Origin of the sequence: Nonomuraea sediminis (genome assembly GCF_018531495.1) — a bacterium.
In the GTDB taxonomy this organism is placed as follows: Bacteria; Actinomycetota; Actinomycetes; order Streptosporangiales; family Streptosporangiaceae; genus Nonomuraea; species Nonomuraea sediminis.
Genome location: NZ_JAHDTI010000018.1, coordinates 74,530 through 90,621, shown reverse-complemented (window position 1 = coordinate 90,621; position 16,092 = coordinate 74,530). Strand labels below are relative to the sequence as shown.

The window sequence follows — 16,092 nt, the reverse complement described above, 5'->3', positions numbered from 1 at the left end:
CGTTTCTCGGCTCGCAGGCGGGACACCCGAGAGGGCCCAGGAGTGTCTGGGTGCTCAGCCGGTGTCACGTCGCTGATGCGCGGCTCGCTGGCTGGGCGCCCGGGAAGGCCAGAGGGGGCCGCGGTCGCCGGTCGGTGCTGGGGGCGCCGTTTTTCGGCTCGCCGACCGGCGGCTGGCAATGCGGTGGTGCCGGGGGCCCGCCGTACAGGACAGGGATGAGTGCGGAGTGCAGGAGGAGGGGCGATGTTCGAGACCGGGGTCAGGCAGTTCCGGATGGCGATGGGGATGGTCTGGGGGCGGCGGTTCAAGCCGCACGTCATAGCGCGCCTGGTCGACGACGCGCTGGCCACGCTGGCCGAGTTCGGCGAGCCGGGCGCCGACGTGCGCCAGCTCATCGAGGGCCCGCTGAACGACCGGGAGGCCCGCCGCCACATGGCGACGCAGGGCGTCCGGCGCACGGCGACGCGGCTGGCCGAGCTTTCGCCCTTCTACGCCAGGCGGCTGAAGGGGATCAAGACGGGGGAGCTCGACGCGGAGGACCTGGGCGGGATCCCGGTGACGGTGAAGGCGGACCTGGTGGCCCGCCCGGCGGAGTTCCTGTGCGAGGGCGTCACGCCGCACCTGTCGACCAGGACGACGGGCACGACGGGCAAGCCCGCGGAGATCTGGCTGTCGCGCTACGAGATGGAGCTCTGGCCCGCCATGGGCGCGCTGTCGGCGGTGCTGTCCGACCAGTTGCGGCCGGGCGACGTGATGCAGGTCAACCTGAGCTCCCGGGCGACCGCGGCCGTCCACCTGGACGTGGCGGGCTGCCGGCTGGCGCATGCCGGGTGCCGCGTGCTCGGGGTCGTGCCCGTGGACGAGGCGCTGGACGCGCTCACGGACCGGGTGACGCTGTGGACGGCCAGCCCGAGCTACCTGGCCGAGATGGTGGTGGCCGCCCGGCGGCGCGGGATGGGACCCGGTGACTTCCGGCTGCGCAGCGTGTTCTCCGGCGGCGAGGTGCTGTCAGCGAGCGTGGCGGCAGCCGTACGGGAGACCTTCGGGGTGAGCGCGATCCACGACAACTACGGCCTGACCGAGGCGATCCCGGTGACGGCCCGCACCTGCTCGCAGGGGCACCTGCACCACGACATCATCACCGGCCTGGTGGAGTACCTGGACCTGGAGACCGGCGAGCCCGCAGGGCCGGGCGCGCTGGCGACGCTGGTGGTCACCCCGTTCTTCCCCTACCGCGACTGCATGCCGGTCTTCCGCTACGACACCCGCGACCTGGTCAGGACGCTGCCCGACCAGGAGCTGACGTGCGAGCGGGCGGGGCTGCCCGCCACCAGCCCGATCCTCGGCAAGGCCGACAGGCTCCTGCGGGCCGGCGGCGCCGTGGTGACGCCCAGGGAGCTCGTCGAGGCCATCGAGGCGCTGCCCACCAGGCCATGGCCGGCCCGGTTCCGCGTGGAGCAGACGGAACAGGGGATCCGGATCACGCTTCCCGAGTCGGCCGTGGCCGGTTTCGGGGTGGAGGCCACGAAGAGGCAGCTGAACGCCGACATCGTCGTGGTGCCCGACGAGGAGGCCGCCACGCTGCGGCTGCTGCGCAGTGACCTGCACGAGACCACGTTCGCCGGAGCCGGAGTCTGAGATGTCACTCTTCCCGACGTTCTTCCAGCTGTCGGTCGCCCTCATCGGCGTGACCGCGACCAGCCTGTGCGCGCTGGCCTATCTGCGCCGCGTCCGCCTGGAGCGCCCGCCCATCGGCGTGTTCAACGGGCGCGACATCATGATCCTGGTGGTGATCCTGGCCACGCTGCCGCTGGTCTACCTGGCGCTGCCCCGCTGGGCCGTCACCGGCCTGCTCATGATCACCTTCACCGGGGCGCTGTCCATCGGCTACCGTCCGCTGCTGGCTCCGGCTCGGCTGTGGCTCGTCGTCGGCACGCTGATCGGGCTCAACCTGTATCTGGGGCAGAACGCGCTGGGCACCGTACTGGGCTGGCAGCTGTTCTGGGCCGAGGGCGACATCATCATGCTGATGACCGCGGTGGCCGTCTCCAACCTGTACGTGCAGGGCGGCATGCGGCTGCGCCACGTGGCCTGGTTCGCGCTGGTGCTGGCCGGCTACGACGTCCTGTTCACCGCGGTGTACCCGCTGACCAACGCGCTGGTCGAGGACTTCCTCGGCTTCCCGCTCGACCCGTCCATGGGCATGCGCATCGGCACCTACAACGCCGCGCTCGGGCTGGGCGACCTGCTCATCTACTCGCTGTTCCTGATCGCCTCCTACAAGGCGTACGGCTGGCGCGGCGGCCGCGTGGCCATGGCGGTGATCCTGGTGTTCGGCGTCGTGGCCCCGGCGGTGGCGCCGCTGGTCATCAACTTCGTCGACGCCAGGGCCGACATCGTGGTCCCCGCGCAGACCTGGTTCGGCCCGCCCGCGTTCCTGGCCTACCAGTGGATGCGCCGCCGCTACGGCCGCGAACGCACGATGCGCGAGTTCCTTGACTCACAGCAGGGCGCGCGCCAGAGCGGCGACGGGCGGGCGGATGGCCAGGAGCTGCCGCAGGGAGTCCTCGTCGGTCAGTGACGCGTCGGCCAGCGCCCTGGCCCAGGCGTCGCCGTCGCCCGCCAGCGCGGCCGGCTCCAGCCGGTCGAGGAAGGTGGCGCCCGGGTGGGCCTCGCGCGTGAGGGTGGACAGCAGGTGCGGCCAGCCGACCGTGAGCGCGGCCAGCTTGGCCACCGCCTCGCCGCTCGTCCCCGGCCGGGTGCGGTAGGTGATGAAGGAGTAGAAGCGGAACACGTTGAGATACCGCTTGACCTCGCGCGGGTTGGTGAGCGTGATCCCCGGCAGCACCGACTCGATCGCCCTGCGGGCGTGCTCGTCGCTGTAGAGGTCGGTGAAGACCCGGTCGGCGGCCCGCATGGCCGCCTCCGACAGCCGCCCCTGCTGGGCGGGCGCGCCGATGGCGACCTGGGCGCGGCGGGCGGCCTCGTCCAGCGTCTCCATCGTCGGGTGGAAGCCGCGGATCACGTTCTCCAGCCGCGCCGCCAGGTCCTCGGGCGGCGCTGCGGTCTCGGCGGGCCGCCGCGGGGGAGGCGGCGTGCTCAGCAGCGTCTGGATGTAGCCGGGCAGCCGGTCGCGCTCGTCGAGCAGCGGCACGCTCAGCGGCAACTGGACGATCTTCTCCAGGAAGCGCCACCCGAGCCGCTCGGCGGAGTCGTCGGGCAGCCACCCCGTCAGGTCCCGGTAGGCCATCCCCACGTGCGCGGCCACCGCCTCGGGCTCCATCGCCAGCACGAACACGCAGTTGGGGAACTCCCCGGCGAGGAACAGGTTGATCGCCTCGATGACGCGGGCGACCGTGCCGGGGGAGCAGCGGTCCAGGTCGTCGACGAAGACGACCAGCGGCTGCCGCTCGCGCGCCACCAGGTCGAGCACCCGACGCATGTCCCGCAGCACCACGTGCAGGAACCCCGCCTGGTCCTGGTAGCCGTCGTTCTGGGCGCCGATGCGGCCGAGCGGGTCCGGCTGCCGCACCAGCCAGCCGAACGCCCCGTCGGCCGACTCCGACAGGAACCGGGTCACCCGCACCACCCCGGCTCCGACCGAGGCCACCGCACCGGTCGCGAGCACCGCGTTGGCCGTACCGCCGAGCTGGGGGATCAGCGCGGACGCGGCGGCGCAGGCGCCGGTGAGCAGCCCGGTCACCAGCAGCCCGAGCGCCACCGGCGCCAGCCGCGTCAGCGCCAGCCAGTACAGGCGGCGCCGCACCTCCTCCCTGTCGATCCTGGACAGGTTCAGCTCCAGCCAGAACCGCTCGCGCTCGGCCCGCGGCAGCCGCCCGGTGACCTGGCTGATGATCTCGTGCGCGAGCCCCGCCCAGACCTGCTCCCCGCTCTGGTACATCCACGGGTTGAACCACACCGTCGGCCGCCACGACGAATCCGCCGCGGGCTCGGGACTGTCCCGCGGCGCCGACCGGCCGCGCAGCCTGCCCAGCAGGTCCGCGTTGGTGACCAGCGATCCCGTACGGCGGGGCAGCCGCAACCCGCCTCCCGGGTCGAGCAGCGCCTGCACCATCCGCATCAGCGATGTCTTGCCCGCGCCCCACGGCCCCTTGATGCCGATCGTCAGCGGCGGCAGCGTGTCGGCGTGGCGGATGAACGCGGCGATCGCCTCGGCGTAGACGCGGTGGCCGAGCCGGTCGTCCAGCGTCCACCGGTCGGAGCTGAGCCGGGTCCTGGGCGGCACGGGGCGGCCCTCGACGCCGCGTCGGCGCAGCAACGCCGACACCGTGCCCGCCTCGGCGGGGTTCAGCTGGCGCAGGCCGTACTCGCGCACGTCGGGATGGGGCGGCCCGGCCAGCCCCCAGTACTCCAGCTCGCCGAGCGCCGTCCCCGCACGGCCGGGCAGCAGCGCCTCGGCCAGGTCGGCGCCCAGCCTCTCCTGGTCGGGCAGCAGCGCCGCGCGGCGCAGCAGCGTTCTGGCCGGCTCGCTCAGGTACAGGTCGTGCACCCGGGCCACCAGCTCGGCCGCGGACACGGGCACGTCACGCTCGCCCCGCTCGGCCAGCCGCTTGGCGGTGTGCGGCAGCTCGCACTCGGGCGCCGCCCTGCGCCCGGTGGACACCGGGACCTCCGCGATGTCGCCGTGGCTGAACAGCATCGCCCGCAGGTCGCAGCCCAGGTCCTCGTAGCGGCGGGCGGCCATGCCGTACAGGTCGCCGACCGTCAGCGCGCTCCCGCCCGCGAGCAGGCCGTCGGCCAGCACCTCCGTCAGCGTGGGCGCCACCCCTGGGCGGGGGCCGCGCGACAGCGAGGCGGTCAGCGCGGCGGCGGCGACGGGCGGGTCGCCGGGCACGTTCAGCCGGGCCAGGCCGCCGCCGTCCACCACCCAGCCGAAGTCAACGACCAGCAGCAGCGCGGCCGCGCTCGACTCGCCGAGCACCCGGCCGAACTCCACGATCAGCTCGGTGAACGCGCTCGGCGCCCAGGCGGGCCCCGACGGCCAGCGGATCACCAGCAGCTCGCCCGGCTCGGCGCCGGCCAGGAAGTCCGACAGCAGCGGCGCGTCCGCCTCCTCGGTGCGCACCTCGAATCCCGATACGCGCAAGGCGTGGGCGAAGCGCCGCGGGGCAGGAGTGCCGTCGAGGAACACCAGCGCCCTGCGCGCGCGGATCACAGGGGCCAGCTGCACAGCTGTCATGAGCCGGAATGTGCCGACCCGGAGCCCCCGGTGGCCGGGGATTTGCGCAGAGTTTGAAGTCCCGAGTCCCTTCTATTCATGTCCGCGGGATCGACTAGCGTGGCAAGCACTGGGGAGGCTTCGAGATGTCGCCAAGATCACTCGCCCTGCCGGGCGGGTTCACCGCCCGGATCGTCGCGCGCTCCGGCCGGAAGGTGGCCGACCTCACCTGGCACCCCGCACCCGACGGCGGCGCCTGCTTTCCCGACGGCGACGGCTGGATCTACGTGTCCAACTCCGAGATCCCGCTGCTGGGCGGCGCGTCCGCGATCCGTTTCGCCGCCGACGGCTCCGTCGTCGAGGCCTACCGCATCCTGTCCGGCACCGAGCTCAACTGCGCCGGCGGCGCCACCCCCTGGCAGACCTGGCTGTCGGGGGAGGAGACGCACCGCGGGCAGATCTTCGAGTGCGACCCGTACGGCTCGCGCGCCGCGCGCCCGCGCCTGGCCATGGGCCGCTTCCGCCACGGCGCCGCCGCCTGCGACCCCGACCGCGAGGTCGTCTACCTGACCGAGGACGAGCCCGACGGCTGCCTGTACCGGTTCGTGCCCGACGACTGGGGCGACCTGACCGAGGGCACGCTGGAGGTGCTGTGCGGCACCGGCGACTGGCGCCCGGTGCCCTCGCCCGCCGCGCTGCCCAGGGCCACCCGCCACCAGGTCGACGGCGCCCGCCACTTCTCCGGCGGCGGCGACTGCCACTACGCCGGCGGCGTCTGCTACTTCACCACCACCGGCAACGGCGGCCTGTGGGCCTACGACGCGGTCACCTCCCGGCTGGAGCGGGTGTGCGACTCGGTCGGTTCGCTCACCGCGGCGCCCACCGGCGAGCTGTTCGTCACGCTCGACACCATGGAGATCGCGGTCATCACGCCCGACCGGCGGGTGGTGCCCTTCCTGCGGCTGGACGGGCACGCCAAGTCGGAGCTGACCGGGCCCGCGTTCTCGCCCGACGGCAGCCGGCTCTACTTCTCCTCCCAGCGGGGCAGGACCGGCGACCTCGCCGGCAGCGACGGCTACACCTTCGAGGTAACCGGCCCGTTCGCCGCCACCAGAGCCGCCCACGCGGCCAGAAGCCCGGCCAGCGCGATCACCGCGCGGTAGGCCGGCCGCCCGCTTGCCCGCGCCGGGGTCGGTGAGGAGGCGTGCGGCGGTCCTCCGGCGCCCGGTACGGCGGGCCAGGGGGACCGTGGTGCCCGCAGCACGTATCGCCGTGACGGCGAGCAAGAATCCCCGACTCGCCGCAAGCGCCGGTCGCGGGCCCTCAGCCGGAGTGCGGCGGGCGGCGGGTCGCGGAGGCTCGCCGTACGGGAAGAAAGTCAGGGAGTCAGGTAGCGGATCAGCGCGGTTTTGAGCTCGGCGACCAGGTCGGCGGCGCGGTCGGGCGGGGCCGAGGTGACCAGCGGCAGGACCGCCTTGACGATCGCCACCGTCATCGTCCCCTGCACCACCGCGTGCGAGGGGTCGAGCGCCGGGTTGCGGCGCAGCAGCATCCCGGCCACCTGCTCGGCGATGACCCCGTGCAGGCGCCGCGACTCGGTGGCCAGCTTGTCGCCCGTGGCCGCGCCGTACAGCAGCGACCAGTAGGCAGGGGCGCGCGACTTGAAGGCCACGCTCTCGTCCACCAGCGACCCCACCAGCGCCTCCAGCGGCACGTCGGGCGTCACCGCCGCGAGCTTGGCCGCCCAGAACACCTGACGGTCGTCGGTGTACCGCGCCACCAGCCCGTCCAGGATCTCCTCCTTGTTGCGGAAGAACTGGTACAGCGAACCGGGTGACATCCCCGCCCTGGCCGCCACCTGGTTGGTGGTCAGGTCCGGGTACCCGACCTCCGCGATCACCTCTTCCGCGGCGTCGAGGATCTCCGCCATGCGCTTCAACCCGCGCGCCTGCCGTCGCACCACCCGCTCAACCATGAGCCGCTCCGTGGACAAGTACGAGCGTTCACTTGTATTCCTGATCGAAACACGAGTAGTTTACCGAGTTTCGCCCGATGATCGCATCTTGCACAGGTTCGGTCACAGACTGGTACGGCGGCGCCACCTCGTGCCCGCCCTCATGCGCCTGGCTGGGCCGCTGAACCGGTGGCCTGGAGGGTGCGCGACCACACCTGCTCGATGACCGGCAGGCCGTTCTCCTCGCCCTGCTCCTCCGACTCCAGTTCGAACCCGGTCGCCTGGTAGATGCGGCGGGCGCCGACCAGGCAGTCGCGCGTCCAGAGCATGATCCGCTCGTAGCCCTCGCGCCTGGCGTGGTCCAGGCACTCCTCCACCAGGCGCCGCCCCAGCCCGAGCCCGCGGGCGGACGGCTCGACCAGCAGCATCCGCAGCTGGGCGGTCCTGTCGTCCTTGCGCACGCAGAACACGCACCCGGCCCGCTCGCCGTCCACCTCGGCGATCCACCCCGCGTCGGTCGCCGGGTCGTAGGCGCCGACGATGCGCGCCACCAGGCGCTCGAAGTCCATCCCCCAGCCCCACTCCTGCGCGTACAGGGCGCCGTGCCGGTGGACCACCCAGCCCAGGTCGCCGGGCCGCGGCGCCCTGATGACGTACGGCTCGCGCCTGGAAGCCGGTTCGAGCAGGCCGCGGATCGTGGCCATGCCGGCGACCAGGCGCCCCTGGTCCTCCTCCGGCAGGGCCCCGAGCAGCTCCCTGATCGTCTTGGCGGAGCGCTCGTCCAGCTCGGCGAAGACCGCGGATCCCGGGCCGCTGAGCCGTACCAGCTGTTTGCGGGCGTCGGCGGCCGAGCGCTCGCGCTCGATGAGCCCGTCGGACTCGAAGCGGGTCAGGATCCGGCTCAGATAGCCGGCGTCCAGGTCGAGCATGGCGCGCAGCTCGCCTGTCTCCAGCCGCTCCGCCTGCGCGAGCTCGAACAGCACCCGCACCTCGGTCAGCGAGTAGGGGGAGTCGAGCATCCCGGCCTGGAGTACGCCGATCACCTTCGTATAGAACCGGTTGAAGGCCCTGATCTCGGAAACCCTTGCTTCAGTCAACGAACTCATTGACATAGTCAAGCATGAGAGGATCCTCCCTGTGAAGCACCTCTACATCGGCGGCTACGGCCCCGGCATCCTCACCGTCGACGAGGGGCTGACGCCGGTCCCCACTCCGACATTCCTGGCCGCCCATCCCACGCTGCCGGTCCTGTACGCGGTGACCGAGCTCGGAGAGGCCGCGATCACCGCGTTCTCCACCGGGGGAGGCCTGGCCAGGCTCGAGGTGCGCTCCACCGAGGGCACCATGCCGTGCCACGTGGCCGTGCACCCCTCGGGGGACCTGCTCGCGGTGGCCAACTACGGCGACGGCACCGCTTTCGTGCAGCGCCTGGACGGTCAGGGCGGCTTCGCGGGCGAGCCGATCGTGCTACGTCACCAGGGCGGCGGCCCCGTCGTGGACCGGCAGGAATGCGCGCACGCCCACCAGGCGGTCTTCCACCACGACATCCTGCACGTCCCCGACCTGGGCACCGACGAGATCCGCCGCTACACCCTGGAAGGCGAGGCGCTGGAGTCGATCGAGCTGCCGCCCGGCACCGGCCCGCGGCACATGGCCTTCGCCGGGTCCCGCCTTTACGTGGCGGGCGAGCTCGACGGCACCGTCACGATGATCGACGGCGAGAACACCACCAGCGTCGTGTCCTCCACGAAGGAGGGCGTGAACCACCCCTCGCATCTGGAGCTGAACGGCGGGTTCGTCTACGTCGCCAACCGCGGCCCCGACACGATCTCCGTCTTCGACGCCGCGGACCTGTCGCCCGTCGCCGAGGTGCCCACGGGCGGCGCCTGGCCCCGCCACTTCGCCATCGACGGCGACACCCTCTACGTGGCCAACCAGCACTCCGACGCCGTCGCACTCTTCACGCTGAAGGACGGCGTGCCCGAACCCACCGGCCGGGAGATCCCCGTGGAAGCTCCCGGTTGCGTCCTGCCCTGGTAATCGCTCGGTTAAGCACCGGGCGGCGGGGATGAGCCTCGGACAACATGGCGCCGTGCGTAAGATCCTCGCCGCCCTGGTGCTGCTCGTGACCGGCTGCAGCACCGCCGCCGTGGCCCCCGCTCCGCCACCGGCCCACCCCGTCGCCACCGCCTCCACCGCGCCGTCGTTCGCCGCCACGGCCGACCGGCACGTGCCGTGGCGCATCACCCGGCGCGGCGCCCAGCACGAGATCGAGGGCTACGCCGACAAGGTCAGCGTCCTGCCCGGCGAGAGCTTCCAGCTGCACGTCTCCACTGCCGCGCCGACCTTCACCGCCCGCGCCTTCCGCATGGGCGCCAAGGTCACCCAGGTCTGGCAGTCGACCCAGGTCAAGGGCGTACGGCAGGCCAAGGCGAAGACCGTGCGCGGCACGGTGACCGCCGCCGCGTGGAAGCCGTCGCTGACCGTCGCCACCGGCGGCTGGCCGGAGGGCGCCTACCTGATCAGGCTCGACGCCGCCGGCGGCGCCCAGCGGTTCGTGCCCATCACCGTCAGGTCGGCCTCCACCGCCGGCAAGGTCGTGCTCGTCAACGCCGTCGCCACCTGGCAGGCCTACAACATGTGGGGCGGCCGCGACCTCTACAAGGGACCCGGCGGGTTCGCCGACCGGTCGCGCGTGGTCAGCTTCGACCGGCCCTACGACACCTCCGGCGCCCGGATGTTCCTCGACTTCGAGAAGGACGCCATCGAGCTCGCCGAGCGCAGCCGGGTCCCGCTGGCCTACCTGACCAGCCAGGACCTCAAGCCCGGCGTCCTGGACGGCGCCAGGGCCGTGGTCTCGCTCGGCCACGACGAGTACTGGACGCCCGCCATGCGCGAGACCGTTACCAAGGCCCGCGACCACGGTGTCAACCTGGCCTTCCTCGGCGCCAACGCCGTCTACTGGAAGATCGCGCTCAACGGCAGGTCCGTGGCGTGCGACAAGGAGGTCAAGTGCCCGCTGTGGCGCGCCTCCAAGCCGGAGAGCGCGCTGGTCGGGCAGATGTACGACTGCTTCCCCGCCGACGCGACGTATGTCGTGAAAAAGCCCAATTTTTGGATCTTTAAAGGTACGCGTGGGACGCGCTTCCCCGGGATGGTGGGCCCGGAGACCGACAAGATCTCGTCCGCCTCGCCGCAGAACATCGAGGTGCTGGCCCAGTCGCCGCTCAGCTGCGGCGGGCGGGCCACGGTCAGCGACACCACGTACTACACCGCGCCCAGCGGGGCCGGGGTGTTCGCCTCCGGCACCATGCGCTGGGTGTGCGCGATGCGGGGCAGGCGATGCGGCCACGGCGTCACCGACGCGGCGGCCGCCTTCACCCGCAGGGCGACCACGAACCTGCTGACCAGGTTCGCCAGGGGTCCCGTTGGATCGCTCTAACCCCTGTTGCGCAGGTACTCCTCGAGCAGCCGCTTGATCTCACGCTCGGCGCCGGCCTTGTCGACGCCGAGCCCGTTCAGCACGATCGTCACCGGGCTGTCCTCCACGGACAGGACGCCGAGCAGGATGTGCTCGGTGCCGACGTAGTTGTGCCCGAGCCGCAGCGCCTCGCGCAGCGTCAGCTCAAGCACCTTCTTGCTCTGCGCGGCGAACGGCGGCTTGTCCGGGGGGTTCTCGGTGGCCGGGTCGAGCGTGTTGACGGTGGCCTCCCTGACCACCTGCAGGTCGGCGCCCAGCGCCTGCATCGACCTGGCGGCCAGCGCCTCCGGCTCGTGCAGCAGCCCGAGCACGATGTGGCCGACGCCGATGTGGTCGCCGCCCGCCCTGATGGCCTCGTTCTGAGCTTCCACGATCACGTGCCGAGCCCGGTCGGTGTAGCGGGCGTAGGCCTTCAGCACCTCGGACAGGGGGAGGTCGCCTGAGCCCTCCTTGGGCACGAACCGCTTCTGCGCCGCCTGCTTGGTGACCCCCATGCTCCGCCCGATGTCGGTCCACGAGGCGCCTGCGTGCCGCGCACGGTCGACGAAGTGCCCGATCAGGTGATCGGCCACCTCACCCAGATGCTCCCCCAGCTCAACAGCATCGGACAGCTCCCCGAGCGGGTCGCCGGAGGGGTGGCGATTCTTGATCGCCTTGATGAGATCGTCGAGACGAACTGTACCTTCCATACGTCAACCATAAGTTGACGCCACTCGGACCGTCAACCCCAAGTTGACGCTCCCCTGTAACCTCCCCCTCCTGGGGCGCGTCTTCGGGCGGCGCCTGCTCACGACGGCCCGGGCGCTCGGCGCGGTCGACGCCCGCCACCCCGCCGAGCCGCACTGGTACCTCGCCGTCCTCGGCACGGACCCCGCCGCCCAGGGCCAGGGCCTTGGGCGCGCGCTGCTGGAATCGGGCCTGGCCCGCAGCGACGCCACCGGCCTCCCGGCATACCTGGAGACGACCAAGGAGCAGAACGTCCCCTTCTACGAACGCTTCGGCTTCCACGTCCGCGACCACCTCACCCTGCCCACCAACGGCCCTCACGCCTGGCTGATGTGGCGCCCCGCCCAATAGCTCTCCCGCCGCCCGCGTGCCTCCCATACGGCGCGAGTGCCTCTCGTACGGCAAGGCCACCCCACCGCCACCCCCCCGCACTCCGGCCGAGCCCTGTCCAGGGAGACGCTCCTCCGGCGATGCGGGTTGCCCGCCGTTACGAGCCACGGAACCGGCGTCCCACCCCACCGGTCACCCGCCGCACACGGTGCCCGCCGTACCGGCGCAGGGGTGGCGGGCGCCGGGTCCCCGAGGGTGGGTGCCGTGAGGGCTCGGGCGTGGTGGGAGGGGTCACGCCGCCCGCGTCCTCCCCGGCCCGCACTCACTCCGTTCGCCCTCCGGGTGACCTCCGGGTATGCCGCCGGCCCACACGACTCCCGACCTACCGGCCCGTAGCGCGCGGAGCCATACCTGGCCGAGCCCAAGTCCATCGATTCGAAGCCGGCCTTGCGCGTGCACCGGAACACATACGTCGCTCTACAAACCGCACCGACCGTTGTTACCGGTCATCAAGACCGTCCTCTACCGGATCACCTTCTTCCACCCCCCACGCCAAAGGCGGATCACACCATCCGGTAGCACGAAGACACGAGCACCGCGCAGCGGCAGGGCCCCGGTCGTCAGCCAGTGTTCGCGGATGTCGTCGAGGATGTCCCACAGCCGTCGCGGCCCGCCTTGATGCACCATCGGCAGCCCCGTGTCGTCGGCGACGACACGCGCCCACGACCCATCGGCGTGCAACATCCACGCTGTGCGCCGTCCGTCCGGGCCGTCCTCGAACCGGTTCTCGATCCCCGGCGCGACGACCTCGAGCATCGATTGCAGTTCCCACGCACTCGCCACGTCAACGATGGGAAAGCGGCCTCGATGAAGGCTTTCGCCGTCTTGTCCGCTGACCGAGTCGAACAGCTCATGCAGACCCGGCGGGTAGGCGCCGTGCTGACGTGTTGGCATGAACATCGCCCAGTCGGGCTCGATTCTCCCGGTGGCCCCGCCGTCGTCGGTCTTGGTCGCGGTCAGGATCAGTGACGTGTTGGCCAGGACGGTCACCAGGCGTCCTCCCGGCCGCAGGGCCGTCAGCCAGCTTGCCGGAATCGGCTTCACCGAAACCATGGACACGATCCGGTCGTACCCTCCTGGCAAGGGCCCGGTCGCATCGCACGTCAGCACCTGAGGGTGCAGCCCGATGCCGCCCAGCCGGGCTGCCGCCACCTCGGTCAGGTAGGGGTCGACGTCGATGCTCGTCACCCGTTCATCGCCGAGCACGTGAGCCAGCAGGGCGGCGCTGTAGCCGGAGCCCGTCGCGACGTCCAGCACATCCGCCCCGGGGTAGATGTCACCGTGACCCAGCATGCGCACCACCAGGCTGGGCAAGGTCGATGACGACGTCGGGCGTCCGCTCACACTCCTGCCTGCCTCTGCCTCCTCCGCATGGACACCCGCAACCTGGGTGATCAGCGTTTGATCGCTGTAGGCCGCCCGCATCCACTCCGCTTCGTCAGAGCGGCCGTCGCATCGTTCCCAGACGCCGTACGGCGAGCCGTGCGGAGTGTCCCACCAGGCCGGAACGAGTTCATGCCGGGGAATGGCCGTCACAGCCTGCCGCCACCGTGATCCACATCCGGTCACAGTGGCGGCCAGCCGTTCGGCGTGATCTTCCCATGTCACGCGCGCAGTCCTTGCCTAATCGGGGTTGCAGTACGACGGGTCGCAGGCGTCGGTTTCGGCGGGGGCGCAGTCCGAGCCGTCGCCCTGGCTGGGCTTGCACTCAGGATTGCACGCGCGCCCCTTGCGGGGAGCCGGGACGGTGGCCACCAGTTCCCTCCAGATGGCACCTCCGATGATGTCGGCGAGCAGTTCTTGCTTGACGTTGCCTGCCCGCAGCCACCTTCCGATGACGCACGGCCAGACGTCGCCGTCCGGGCCGATGGCCGCCTTGCCCTGCCCGCATCGGCCGCATAACTGCGACACCTGCCAGGGCCCGTTCGCTCCTCGCCCGACTCCCCGTACCCAGTCGGTTCCCACGCGGGTCACACCAAGCGTGTGAAGTTCCTGACGTGCTTGCTCGACTCGTTGACCGTCGCGCACTGCCACGATGGCGGCCCGGATGGGAATGCCGCGCCGTATCGCCTCCACGATGTTCGCCCTCGTTCGTGCGTGGCTGCCCGGTCGAGCGGTAATCGCGTCGTGTTCTTCCGCGTGGTCGCTGTAGAAGCTCGTTGCCAGCTTCACGCCGGGCAGCGCGAACAGCTCCCACAGTCGGTCTTGGACATGCAGCAGGTTGGAGAAGACCTCCACGACGAGCCCCGCGTCTACTGCTTGCTGAAGCAGGCGCCCGAACCCGGGGTGGGTAGTCACCTCCCCGCCGATGAACTGGACTCGGCGCGCCCCGAGTGTGACGGCCTGATCGATGACGCTCGACCAGTCGTTCGTGCTCATGCTCCCGTGACCACTCTGCGGCCCGGAACTGGCGTAGCAGTGCAGACACTCAAGCTGACATTTACCTGTCAGCTCAAGGTCCAACTCCTCCAAGGTCGCACGCTCGCTCCCGTGCGCCAGCAATGATGGCGACGTGTTCGCGTTGAACCGCTCCTGGGCCACGGACACCTCCATTTCGACGGACTTGATCCCGAACGCGAACGGGACAGCGACCCAGCACACCCACCGTCTCGCTCCCAGCACGAAGGCACCGGCCGTCGCTCCCACTCATGGGTTGGTCGTGCTCTTGCGCTCCAGTTCCCTCAACCGGCCGGCAACGCCTTGCAGCGTGGAGGACCAGAAGATATGGCGGGACCCGTGCACCTCCGGTGGGTACCGTTGCCGCTGTCATGACCGTGCTCTAGCTCGCCTTCCTGCCCTGCACCGTATTTCAGCGCGTCGCCTCGATCTCATGGCGGTGCCTCCCGCAGCAGCGCTGCCCCAGGAACTCCCGGTTGGCGATGGCATAGTCCCGGGGCCGGGGATTCCGCGCCAGAGCCGGCGCCCCGGCCTCTGTCGGCCTCCCGCACGTTCTTGCCGCCCAGGTTGGGATCACCCAGGAACCAGTTGTGTATGCGCGCCACGTTCGGCCGCGTCATGTCGTTGCCAGGACGTTCCTCGCTGTTCGGTCCGAGGGATGCTGTCGGTTTTGAAGACATGTCTGGACCGTAGAACCAGCGGACGCAGCCTCACACCTGCCAGAAAGACCAGACTCGCCCTGAATTAAGGATGGCCCCGACCAGGCATTTCTTCTCCAACTCAACCGTTTGCCCATTGCAATGGGTAATCTCATTCCGAAAAAGAGCAGGAGGAGGCCAGTGTCCGTTCCGAAGAGTCAGACAACAAATCCTCAGGCCAGAGGTCGAAAGCTTGCCCGAATCGGCACGAAGCTTTGGGAAGAGTTCAAGTCGGTCAAATCGGCCGCACGGGAACTTGTAAATCAACATCCCGATATACCAAGCCTTCAGGCTTATCGGTATGCATGTGGGCTGTCACAAGATCAGGCGGCAGCACGCTATAACGAGGTGACTGGACACACGACCGGGCTGGGTGGTACGTCGATCAATGCTTGGGAGACTTGGGCGCGGTTGCGCGGTGGGAGTGGTTCTCCTCCTAGCTTTTCCAGCCTGCTCATCCTGGCCGCCGCCTACAGCAGCGGTCCTCTGGGTATCTCGGAGGAGCAGGTCTCTCCGCTTGACCTTGTCGCGGAGGCATACGAACGGTTAGCGCCTGAGGATCAGATCTCTCTCAAACGGCACACAAACACCGCAGCTTCCCGCGTCCCCGGCACCCGCATGGCCGACTCACTCACTGAGTTGCGTCAGCTCAGCAGCGGCGACGTCATCGGTTCCGACTTCATTCTTGAAGCGCCCACCATGGAGTACGGCAACCCCGAACGACTCGTCTACTCCCTGCCGAATCCAAAGCCCGGGCAACTGCTCAATCTAGGATGGCTGTCTTTCGGATATGGGATCGATCGACTCATCCAGCAGATCAAGAACGTCGGGCAGCGTGTGGACGTTGACGCCTGCTTCGGCATCAACGAAGCCGGGTTGATCATGGCAACCTTCTTGGCCTCTGCCCAGTTTGGGCGCTGCCCCATCGGATACTTGAAGTGCAACAAGAGCCGAGACTTCATCGCCTTTGACCAGGCTTCGGCCTACCCTCACCTGCCGGAGGCTCCATCGATCGTATTGTGCGACGTCGAGGTCAAAAATGCCGATGTGGTGGGGTTTGCGACCCAAGAGATCCGGAACCGCTACCCAGGAGCAGAGATCTATTTCGCGGTCTTCGGCGCGATGGCCAAGGAACGAGACCTAGCGGTTAGCAGCTTCGATGATCTTGCGGGCGCAGGGATCATGCGCGCCGCCGACTTCAAGGCCGTTTTCCTGGCGGCGACTATGAGCCCGCCAGGAATCGAACCTCCCTTGGAGCTGCGCTGAA

General features: G+C 70.2%; 13 protein-coding genes. 7 read left to right on the top strand and 6 right to left on the bottom strand.

Annotated elements, in window-relative coordinates; translation table 11 throughout:
• Nucleotides 1-243: 243 nt before the first annotated feature.
• Nucleotides 244-1,638: a phenylacetate--CoA ligase family protein gene (locus KIK09_RS49690; protein WP_214326586.1), complete on the top strand. Its 1,395-nt coding sequence runs from the start codon at nucleotides 244-246 to the stop codon at nucleotides 1,636-1,638.
• A gap of 1 nt (nucleotide 1,639) precedes the next feature.
• The gene (locus tag KIK09_RS49685; RefSeq protein WP_214326585.1) at nucleotides 1,640-2,581 is read left to right on the top strand and encodes a hypothetical protein; all 942 of its coding nucleotides are present in this window, start codon (nucleotides 1,640-1,642) and stop codon (nucleotides 2,579-2,581) included.
• On the opposite strand, the gene KIK09_RS49680 is transcribed toward KIK09_RS49685, so the two are convergent.
• Nucleotides 2,501-5,200 (bottom strand): KAP family P-loop NTPase fold protein, encoded by a 2,700-nt coding sequence (locus tag KIK09_RS49680; RefSeq protein ID WP_214326584.1) that lies wholly within the window; start codon nucleotides 5,198-5,200, stop codon nucleotides 2,501-2,503. The genes KIK09_RS49685 and KIK09_RS49680 overlap by 81 nt on opposite strands.
• Before the next feature lie 125 nt (nucleotides 5,201-5,325).
• Here KIK09_RS49680 and KIK09_RS49675 point away from each other — a divergent pair, with 125 nt between their 5' ends.
• Nucleotides 5,326-6,342 carry a TolB family protein gene (locus KIK09_RS49675; RefSeq protein ID WP_214326583.1) on the top strand — a complete coding sequence of 339 codons (1,017 nt, stop codon included), beginning with the start codon at nucleotides 5,326-5,328 and terminating at the stop codon, nucleotides 6,340-6,342.
• A gap of 215 nt (nucleotides 6,343-6,557) precedes the next feature.
• Here the strand turns inward: KIK09_RS49675 and KIK09_RS49670 are convergent, their stop codons facing one another.
• Both KIK09_RS49670 and KIK09_RS49665 read right to left on the bottom strand, forming a co-directional pair.
• Entirely contained in the window at nucleotides 6,558-7,154 is a 597-nt protein-coding gene (locus tag KIK09_RS49670; RefSeq protein ID WP_214326582.1) for a TetR/AcrR family transcriptional regulator, read from the bottom strand.
• 140 nt (nucleotides 7,155-7,294) lie between these two features.
• On the bottom strand, nucleotides 7,295-8,239 hold the full coding sequence (locus KIK09_RS49665) for a bifunctional helix-turn-helix transcriptional regulator/GNAT family N-acetyltransferase (protein ID WP_214326581.1): 945 nt from the start codon (nucleotides 8,237-8,239) through the stop codon (nucleotides 7,295-7,297).
• 31 nt (nucleotides 8,240-8,270) lie between these two features.
• Here KIK09_RS49665 and KIK09_RS49660 point away from each other — a divergent pair, with 31 nt between their 5' ends.
• Nucleotides 8,271-9,173, top strand: coding sequence for a lactonase family protein (locus KIK09_RS49660; protein ID WP_214326580.1), 903 nt, complete (start codon nucleotides 8,271-8,273; stop codon nucleotides 9,171-9,173).
• A 52-nt stretch (nucleotides 9,174-9,225) separates the two neighbouring features.
• A complete protein-coding gene (locus KIK09_RS49655) occupies nucleotides 9,226-10,575 on the top strand; it encodes a N,N-dimethylformamidase beta subunit family domain-containing protein (protein WP_214326579.1) in 1,350 nt (449 codons plus the stop codon).
• Here KIK09_RS49655 and KIK09_RS49650 read toward each other — a convergent pair.
• Nucleotides 10,572-11,303: a Clp protease N-terminal domain-containing protein gene (locus KIK09_RS49650; RefSeq protein WP_214326578.1), complete on the bottom strand. Its 732-nt coding sequence runs from the start codon at nucleotides 11,301-11,303 to the stop codon at nucleotides 10,572-10,574. The two genes, KIK09_RS49655 and KIK09_RS49650, sit on opposite strands and share 4 nt — an antisense overlap.
• Nucleotides 11,304-11,346: 43 nt before the next feature.
• Between KIK09_RS49650 and KIK09_RS49645 the strand changes: the two genes are divergently transcribed.
• Nucleotides 11,347-11,691, top strand: coding sequence for a GNAT family N-acetyltransferase (locus KIK09_RS49645; RefSeq protein WP_214326577.1), 345 nt, complete (start codon nucleotides 11,347-11,349; stop codon nucleotides 11,689-11,691).
• A 501-nt stretch (nucleotides 11,692-12,192) separates the two neighbouring features.
• Here the strand turns inward: KIK09_RS49645 and KIK09_RS49640 are convergent.
• Together KIK09_RS49640 and KIK09_RS49635 are read right to left on the bottom strand one after the other, a co-directional pair.
• Nucleotides 12,193-13,338, bottom strand: coding sequence for a methyltransferase domain-containing protein (locus KIK09_RS49640; RefSeq protein WP_214326576.1), 1,146 nt, complete (start codon nucleotides 13,336-13,338; stop codon nucleotides 12,193-12,195).
• A gap of 15 nt (nucleotides 13,339-13,353) precedes the next feature.
• Entirely contained in the window at nucleotides 13,354-14,271 is a 918-nt protein-coding gene (locus tag KIK09_RS49635; protein WP_308164768.1) for a radical SAM/SPASM domain-containing protein, read from the bottom strand.
• A gap of 695 nt (nucleotides 14,272-14,966) precedes the next feature.
• Between KIK09_RS49635 and KIK09_RS49630 the strand changes: the two genes are divergently transcribed.
• A complete protein-coding gene (locus KIK09_RS49630) occupies nucleotides 14,967-16,091 on the top strand; it encodes a hypothetical protein (RefSeq protein ID WP_214326697.1) in 1,125 nt (374 codons plus the stop codon).
• Nucleotide 16,092: the final 1 nt, after the last annotated feature.

What these genes read in the sequence shown, in the direction of transcription:
- KIK09_RS49665 (WP_214326581.1), bottom strand. Translation starts at nt 8,239, where the DNA reads ATGAGTTCGTTGACTGAAGCAAGGGTTTCCGAGATCAGGGCCTTCAAC.
- KIK09_RS49675 (WP_214326583.1), top strand. Translation starts at nt 5,326, where the DNA reads ATGTCGCCAAGATCACTCGCCCTGCCGGGCGGGTTCACCGCCCGGATC.
- KIK09_RS49690 (WP_214326586.1), top strand. Translation starts at nt 244, where the DNA reads ATGTTCGAGACCGGGGTCAGGCAGTTCCGGATGGCGATGGGGATGGTC.
- KIK09_RS49680 (WP_214326584.1), bottom strand. Translation starts at nt 5,200, where the DNA reads ATGACAGCTGTGCAGCTGGCCCCTGTGATCCGCGCGCGCAGGGCGCTG.
- KIK09_RS49670 (WP_214326582.1), bottom strand. Translation starts at nt 7,154, where the DNA reads ATGGTTGAGCGGGTGGTGCGACGGCAGGCGCGCGGGTTGAAGCGCATG.
- KIK09_RS49685 (WP_214326585.1), top strand. Translation starts at nt 1,640, where the DNA reads ATGTCACTCTTCCCGACGTTCTTCCAGCTGTCGGTCGCCCTCATCGGC.
- KIK09_RS49650 (WP_214326578.1), bottom strand. Translation starts at nt 11,303, where the DNA reads ATGGAAGGTACAGTTCGTCTCGACGATCTCATCAAGGCGATCAAGAAT.